Here is a 6377-nt window from a genome sequence, read left to right on the forward strand (position 1 = left end):
ATTAAAAGTAGACCAGTTCAATTCATTAGTAAGAAGATTTTAGATAAGTATAGAAGAGAAAAAAGTTATGAAATAAAAGAAGGCTCTATTGATGAAGTCATATATGAAAATATTACTTCTTTATATAATATACTTATTGAATATGATGAAAATAATTTAAGTATAGAGGAATTTAGAAAAAAAATAAGCTTAGCAATCAATATATGTTTAAGTAATATATTATATAAAGAAAACAGTATAAATAATGACATTTTAGAAAGACAATATCTAAATATAATAAGCAAAACTCTTGAAATAGATCATGATAATTATGGACTAAAATATTTTGGCAATACAGCTAAGATATTTACAAAGATAATATTATTTTTCATGAAGCATAAATGCTTAGATTCAATATGGGCAGATGAAGAAAAAAGTAGATTAGAAGAAATATTAAATAGAAAATTATTAAAAGAATATATAATGGTAAATAAGATAGTATTAAATGTTAAGAGTATTATGGGGTATGATATTAATTTTAACACTAGGTTACTTATTATGTTATATAGTTTAATTACCTTTAAAAATAATAATATAAATATAAATGCACTCATAATAGCACATGGTTATTCAACTACAAGTAGCATTGGAAGTATTGTAAATCAATATTTTGATGAATTTATATTTGATACAATTGATATTCCTATAGATATTTCAAAAGAAGAAATAACAAGAAAAGTAAAAGAATACTTAAGTTCAGTTGATAATGAAGAAGAAACTATAATATTGGTTGATATGAAATCGTTATTATATATTGCTGATGATTTAAAATATGTAATAAAAGGGAATCTTATAGTTATAAATAATATAACTACAAATTTTGCTATAAATATTGCAAAAATAATGCTTGAAGGCAAAAGAATATATAAAGGTATAATTGATTATATAGAAAATAATGAGAGATATAATTATAGATTTATTAAAGGTGAGAAAAAAAGGAAAGCTATATTGACAACTTGTGTTTCTGGCATAGGAACTGCTGTAAAAATAAAAGATTTACTCTCATCATGTACAAGAAATACTGATATTGATGTAATACCGTATGCATATGGTAATTTAGCTAGCAAGGGAATTGATGATGAAATTTTCTCAAAATATGATGTTAAACTTGTAATAAGTACAACTGAATTAAAGATAGATGGAGTAAATTGCATCTTATTAGAAAATATAATAAGCTCTAGTTCAAATAAAAGGTTTGAAAAGATTTTATTAGAGTTCTTAGATAAAAATGATATTAAAGTTATAAAAAAAGATATTGTAAAAATGTTTTCTTTAAAAAATATAATAAATCAATTAAATATATTAGATCCAAATAAAATAATAAATGAAGTTGATATAATAATAAGCAAAATGGAAAATGGCTTAAAAACTGCATTTCCATTAGACCTTAGAATGCTTTTATATATTCATATAAGCATAATGATAGAAAGGCTTATATTAAATCAAGAATTAGTATTTGAAGAAGATGATAGCGATTATATAAAAAATAATAAGAAAATCATAAAAATAATAGATGATAGCTTTGAAAATATATCAAAAGAATATAATCTTAATCTAACAAGTAAGGAAATTAAATTAATACAGGAGATAATAGAAAGTAGACTTGGAAAATTAAAAAAATAGCATTAAAAAGTTACAGATAAACACTAAAAAGTTCAAATTTATTATGTATAATAATTTATAAAATAGTAGTATTTAATACTACTATTTTTTAGTATTAATATTTAACTATGAATGAAGGAGAAGAGGATTTATGAAAGTAACTAGTGAAGGTATTAAAAATGGTATTATTGATGAAAAGTATGGAAAAAAGGGAATCCAATTTAATGCTTTTGGAGTACCTACATATTCATTACCTATAAAGATAGAAGATGCTCCTAGAAATACAGTATCTTTTGCATTAGTATTAGAAGATAAAGATGCACAACCAGTAACTAAAGGATTTACATGGATTCATTGGATTGCAGCAAATATAACTAGAGATTATATTATGGAAAATGAAAGTCAAAATGCTAGAGATTTTATTCAAGGAATAAATAGCTGGCATAGTGAACTTGGCAAAAACTTAAGCAGAGGAGAGTCAAGCTATTATGGTGGAATGACACCTCCAGATAAGCCACATACATATGAACTTCATGTTTTTGCATTAGATAAATTAGTTGATTTACAAGATGGTTTTTATTTAAATGAACTATATAAAGAAATGGATGGTCATATTATAGACCAAGATACTATAAAAGGTATATATAATAATTAGTTTAAGTAAATTATACAAAGAAGATAGAAGTGAGAGAGTAAAAATGAAGAAGTTTAAGATAAATGAATTGCTTAAAAGGATTATTATGATTAATAGTAATATTAAAAATAATAATAAAAAGCAATTAATTGAAAATATAAATTATGAAAAAGTAACAAGCTTAGAAGCTTTAAAGATAATAGAAGGTATTTTAAATTATGGGATATTACTTACAAAAGAACAATTAAAAAGCCTTCCAAAGTTTGATTGTAAAAAGCTAAATACAGCGTTACATTTAATAATTGAATATTATAAAGTAATGGATGATGAAAGTTTAGAACGTGCATTAGATTCAATGCTTAGCATAAATGTAGATTCAACAGATGGAGGCTATTATAAAGAAGATTCTAAGGCACCACTATCTGCTGTGAATGATATATTAGAAGACTATGCTTCAGGTTCAAGGCCTTTAGATTCTAAAGAATATGATCTTTCAGATAATGAAATAAGTCTTTATAATGTTAAGGTTAATTACGCAAATAAAGAAATGATAAGAGATTTTGAAAGAACAGTTTTTAGTTAAAATCTCTATATTATAAGTTAAAAATATAAGAACTAGGTTTTAAATAAACCTAGTTCTTTTTTATGTATTTTATTTAAATTGCAAGAGCATATGAGATTAAAAAACTAAATTAGTGCAATAATTATCAATATGTAAAATTAAGGAAAACGAAGAGAGGAAGAGTATGGAAGAATTTAATGTAATAACTGAATTTAAAAATGGATTTAGTGCAAATGATTTACCGATATACATATATAAAATGAGAGTAAGAGACTTTGAAAAAAGGCATAATGAAAATTATAAGCTGGTAGAGAATTTAAGAAAGTTAAATAATAACATGACAATTGCATTCTATGAGCAATATATTGGAGCATTTGAAGAGATTAAAAACTGGGGGGAAGAAAAGTACATAAGCGTAGTAAGAAAAGAGGTTGACATAGAAAGCTATGAAAAAAATATTTTAAGCAGACTATTATTAAAGGGAATAAAAGATAACGTTGATAACGAAATTTATGAGGTTATAAAGGACGGAATTTATATTAAAAATCCTGTGTATTATAAAAATGGCATAAGTATAAAAAGATATTTTAAATTAGATATAAATATTGAATTAAATGGAGATATAATAATTGGATTTGATACTAGTCATAGCTTTGAATATATTAAAACTTTAGATTATGATATAGAAAATAACAATATAAAAACAGGGGATAGAGTTAAGGATTTTTATCATAATTCAACATATGAATATATTGGATTAGCTCCATTTACTATAAGCGAAGAAAACGAGTATTTAGGGTGCTCTATAGTAGATTATTATAAAAATAAAAATCAATATTATATAGTAAGTAAACTTTCAAAGGATATGAAAGCTGTATTAGTTAAAAGTAATAGAGGTGATATCTTCCCTTATATACCAAGTAGATTAAAAAAGGTATGTAGATTTGAAACCTTAAATCAAAATTTATTTGGGGATTTTTATTCTAAAATTAAACAAAAAACTGATGAAAAAATGAGGTTTATGATAAATGAGATTATAAATATAGTTAAGCCATTTAAATATATAAACTTACAGAAGAGAAACATGGTATGTAATAACATAGGGTATAAAGTAAAAGACTTTAAAAGACCTGAATTATTATTTGGAAAATCAAGAGTCCAACAATACCCTATGCCTGGGCTTCAAAATTTTGGAGCATATGAAAATAAAAAAGTAAATATAAAGTATTTTATAGATCCAATGATAGCAAAAAATAAAATAAAGTTACTACAAATAATAAATTTTTGTAATGAGCTTGAAAAGTTTTCAGCTAAATTAGGAGTTAGGCTTAATAGGATTAGACTTAATGATAAGGTTGATTTTAATAATATAGATATTGAAAATGAAGATAAATTTAGCTATGAATTAAATAAGATGGTTAAAAATTATGATGAAACAACAATAGTTATTTTAGATGATAGAAATTTAAGTAAGTATTACAAAGTAATAAAGAAAACCTTTAGTGCTATGAATAATGTTCCAACGCAATGTATTTCTTATAATACACTTAATTATAGTCAAAGAAATAAAAATAGCATATTATTAAATATCCTTTTAGGTATATATGCAAAATCAGGAGTTCAACCTTGGATCTTAAAAGAAGAGTTAAATTCTGATTGTTTTATAGGCTTAGATGTTAGTAGAGAAAATAAGGTTAATAAGGCAGGTATTGTCCAGGTAATTGGTAAAAATGGAGGAGTTTTAAAAACTAAGGTTATTTCTGAAGCTCAAAGTGGAGAAAAGATTGAATTAAAAACACTAAAGAATATAGTTTTTGAAGCTATATCCTCATATGAGGAAGCATATAATACCAAGCCAAGACACATTACATTTCATAGAGATGGAATATCAAGAGAAGAGCTTGATAACTTAAAAATTACTATGTCAAATATAGGTATAGATTTTGACTATATCGAGATAACTAAAGGTATTAATAGAAGGATAGCTACTATATCTAAAGAGAAGAAATGGAAAACTATAATGGGAAGATGTTATTATAAAAATAATACTGCATTTATTTGTACGACAGAACCTTCTGATAAGATTGGAATGGCACAACCTATAAGGATAAAAAGTGTTTTCGGAAATTTAGATATTGAAAAAGTAGTTGAAGATGCATATAAATTAACATTTATGCATGTAGGTGCATTAAATAAAATAAGGCTACCTATAACAACGTATTATGCAGATTTAAGCTCTACTTATGGAAATAGAGAATTGATTCCTAGTAATGTAGATACAAACTACTTATATTTTGTATAATGTATTTAAAAAGGAATTAATATTTGATGTGTTAGAAGGAGAAAAGTTTATGGAAAAGCTTACATTACAGCAATTAGAATCAAAACTTTGGGAATGTGCAGATATTCTTAGAGGTGAATTAAGTGGTTCAGAGTATAAAGACTATATATTTGGAATGTTATTTTTAAAAAGATTAAATGATGAATTTGATGAAGAAAGAGAAGAGAGAAGAAAAGAATTTTTAGAAGATGGTCTTGAAGAAGATGAAATAGAAGAGCTTTTAGAAGATGCTAGTATTTATGAAACTTTCTTTGTTCCAGAACAAGCAAGATGGAGAAAGCTTAAAAATTTAACTTTAAATATAGGGCCAGAATTAGATAAAGCATTTAAGGCTATTGAAGATGAACCTAAAAATTCAGAACTTATAGGTGTTTTAAGTACAACTAACTATAATGATAAGGAAAAGGTTCCAGATAAAAAGTTATCTCAACTTTTAGTATTATTCAGTAGCATTAATTTAGCTAATTCAAATTTAGAATCAGAAGATATGCTTGGAGATGCATATCAATATTTAATTAAGCAATTTGCAGACCAAGGCGGTAAAAAAGGTGGAGAATTCTATACTCCAACAGAAATTGTTAAGGTACTTACAAATATATTAAAACCTCAAGAAGGAGAAAGAATATATGATCCAACTTGTGGTTCTGGTGGTATGCTTATTCAAAGTATAGAATATGTTAAAAAGCATGGTGGAAATCCTAAGAATTTAAGTCTTTTTGGTCAAGAAATAAATCTTTCTACATGGGCAATATGTAAGATGAATATGTTATTCCATGGAGCAAAAGGAGCAGATATTCAAAAGGGTGATACTATAAGAGAACCTAAACACACTGAAGGTGGAGCATTAAAGGTCTTCGATAAGGTTCTTGCTAATCCACCATTTTCTTTAAAGAATTGGGGAGTAGAAGAAGCACAACATGATGCTTTCCATAGATTTAGCTATGGAATCCCGCCAAAGTCTTATGGAGATTTAGCTTTTGTTGAGCATATGTTATCTAGTTTAAATATGAAAGGTAAGATGGCATCAGTTGTTCCTCATGGAGTTTTATTTAGAGGTTCTGCTGAAGGTAAGATAAGAAATGGGTTTATTAATGATGATTTAATAGAAGCTGTAATTGGTTTGCCTCAAAACATTTTCTATGGAACAGGTATACCTGCTGCTATATTAGTTCTTAACAAGGCTAAGTCAGAAGAAAGAA

The 6377-nt window shown here is 25.5% G+C and carries 5 protein-coding genes; all 5 read left to right on the forward strand.

All coding sequences use genetic code 11. The annotated features are described in order from the left end of the window. Nucleotides 1–1662 (forward strand): PRD domain-containing protein (locus SPJ33_RS06175; protein WP_321117100.1); only part of this gene is annotated, 1662 nt, incomplete at its 5' end. A 130-nt stretch (nucleotides 1663–1792) separates the two neighbouring features. Next, nucleotides 1793–2296 (forward strand): YbhB/YbcL family Raf kinase inhibitor-like protein, encoded by a 504-nt coding sequence (locus SPJ33_RS06180; protein ID WP_321117101.1) that lies wholly within the window; start codon nucleotides 1793–1795, stop codon nucleotides 2294–2296. 43 nt (nucleotides 2297–2339) lie between these two features. Then, the gene (locus SPJ33_RS06185) at nucleotides 2340–2858 is read left to right on the forward strand and encodes a hypothetical protein (RefSeq protein WP_321117102.1); all 519 of its coding nucleotides are present in this window, start codon (nucleotides 2340–2342) and stop codon (nucleotides 2856–2858) included. A gap of 163 nt (nucleotides 2859–3021) precedes the next feature. Then, nucleotides 3022–5139, forward strand: coding sequence for a Piwi domain-containing protein (locus SPJ33_RS06190; RefSeq protein ID WP_321117103.1), 2118 nt, complete (start codon nucleotides 3022–3024; stop codon nucleotides 5137–5139). A 49-nt stretch (nucleotides 5140–5188) separates the two neighbouring features. Further along, nucleotides 5189–6377: class I SAM-dependent DNA methyltransferase (locus tag SPJ33_RS06195; protein ID WP_321117104.1), on the forward strand; the 1189-nt coding region annotated here is incomplete at its 3' end.

It is taken from the genome of Clostridium sp. (genome assembly GCF_034179595.1).
Lineage (GTDB): Bacteria > Bacillota > Clostridia > Clostridiales > Clostridiaceae > Clostridium.